Below are 1580 nucleotides of genomic sequence, written 5' to 3'. Positions count from 1 at the left end.
CCCGAGCTCATGGGCCGTACCGTCTGGATCCCGGAACTGGAGTCGGAGGCGCTCCCCCTCCAGCGGATCTTCCTGGCCGAGAAGTGGATCGTCACCCGCCTCCACTACGGTCACGCCGACCCCCGCGAGGCCGGCAACGGCAACGTCGTCAACTGCGGGGCGGCGATGTACATGGCGCCGGTCGGCCTGGTCAACGCCGCCCACCCGGCGGCGTTGACCAGGCCGACCGGCGCCATGTACATCGCCGCCCCGCAGTTGACGACGTTGCCGTTGCCGGCCTCGCGGGGGTCGGCGTGACCGTAGTGGAGGCGGGTGACGATCCACTTCTCGGCCAGGAAGATCCGCTGGAGGGGGAGCGCCTCCGACTCCAGTTCCGGGATCCAGACGGTACGGCCCATGAGCTCGGGGACGAGGTGGTCCGCGACCGCGTACGCGTCGAGGTGGCCGCGGACCTTCTCGTACACCCGGATCAGCGCATGGGTCATCAAGGTGTCGTCGGTGACGTGCCCGTCGCCCTTGTGGTACGGCGCGATGGGCCGGGCGGTGCGCCAGTCGCCGCCGTTCCAGGGACCGACGATCCCGGTGACGCGGCCGCCGTGGCGCTCCAGGATCTGCTCGGGGGTGTAGCCCTCCACGGGGCCGCCGAGCGCGTCGCCGACGGCGGCCCCGAGGAGACTGCCGGTGATCCGGTCATCCAGTGTGGGTGTCATGTCTGAATTGTCCACCTGGGGTGGCCGGTTCCGTGGCTCCGAGCAGCCCGGCGAGTTCCACCAGGTCCGTACCCGCGAGCCGGGGCAGCGCGCAGCCCGCGAGCGTCCTGCACGCCTCGCGCCAGCTCGCCGGGACCGAACGGCCGCCGCCCAGCGCGCCGGTGAGCGCGCCCGCGAGCGCCGGGGCCGAGTCGGCGACCCGGGAGAGGCAGGCGGCGGACGGCACCGCCGCCGTCATCTCGCCCCGGGCGGCGGTGGCGAGGGCCAGGGCGACCGGGACGGTCTCGGCGGCGGCGATGCCGTAGCTGTAGACGTGGTCCACGATCTGGTGCTCCAGGAGCGGGACCAGTTCGAAGGCCGAATCGGCGGACTGGGCCAGCTTCACGGCGTGCCGGGCGTTGCGGCCGATCTCGGTGACGGGCGGGAGTTCGGCGAGCGCCGCCTCGACGGCCTCGTCGACCGTCGCCCCGCCGAGGGCCGCGGCGACGGCCGCCGCCGTCGCACGGGCGCCGTGCACGCCGTCGCCGTCCTGGGTGTACCGGGCGTCGAACTCGGCGAGTTCGGCGGCCGAGCGGGGGTCGCCGGGGTGGACGACGGCGAGGACCGCGGCGCGGACGCAGGCCGCGTCGTCGAAGAAGTGCGGGTTGTCGTGGCCCGTCGCGGGCGGGCGCAGGCCGGTGGCGAGATTGCCGAGGCCCGCGCGGACCGAGATCCGGGCGCGGAGGGGGAGTACGGCCGACTCGACCTCGGGGGCGCGGTCGGCGGCGGCGGCGATCTGGCCGGCGAGGGCGTTCCAGGCGAGGTCGACGGCGGCGCGGAGACGGCGGTCCGGGGGGAGGGCGGCGAAGACGGGGCCGTCGGCGGTGAGGA

1 protein-coding gene and 2 pseudogenes are annotated in these 1580 nt (G+C 74.8%); 1 reads left to right on the top strand and 2 read right to left on the bottom strand.

The genetic code is table 11. The features are described from left to right. Positions 1 to 213, top strand: a pseudogene (locus tag CCN56_RS45240) (ADP-ribosylglycohydrolase family protein); the annotation flags it as partial. Here the strand turns inward: CCN56_RS45240 and CCN56_RS36665 are convergent. Both CCN56_RS36665 and CCN56_RS36660 read right to left on the bottom strand, forming a co-directional pair. Further along, positions 207 to 710: pseudogene (locus tag CCN56_RS36665) on the bottom strand (ADP-ribosylglycohydrolase family protein); the annotation flags it as partial. The pseudogenes CCN56_RS45240 and CCN56_RS36665 overlap by 7 nt on opposite strands. Further along, on the bottom strand, positions 691 to 1580 hold an 890-nt coding region (locus CCN56_RS36660; RefSeq protein WP_107484282.1), incomplete at its 5' end, for an ADP-ribosylglycohydrolase family protein. The pseudogene CCN56_RS36665 and the gene CCN56_RS36660, both read right to left, overlap by 20 nt.

Source organism: Streptomyces sp. NRRL B-24572 (assembly GCF_002156145.1).
Classification (GTDB): domain Bacteria; phylum Actinomycetota; class Actinomycetes; order Streptomycetales; family Streptomycetaceae; genus Streptomyces; species Streptomyces vietnamensis.
The sequence above is the reverse complement of the archived record's forward strand: the minus strand, read 5'-3'. Positions and strand labels throughout refer to the sequence as shown.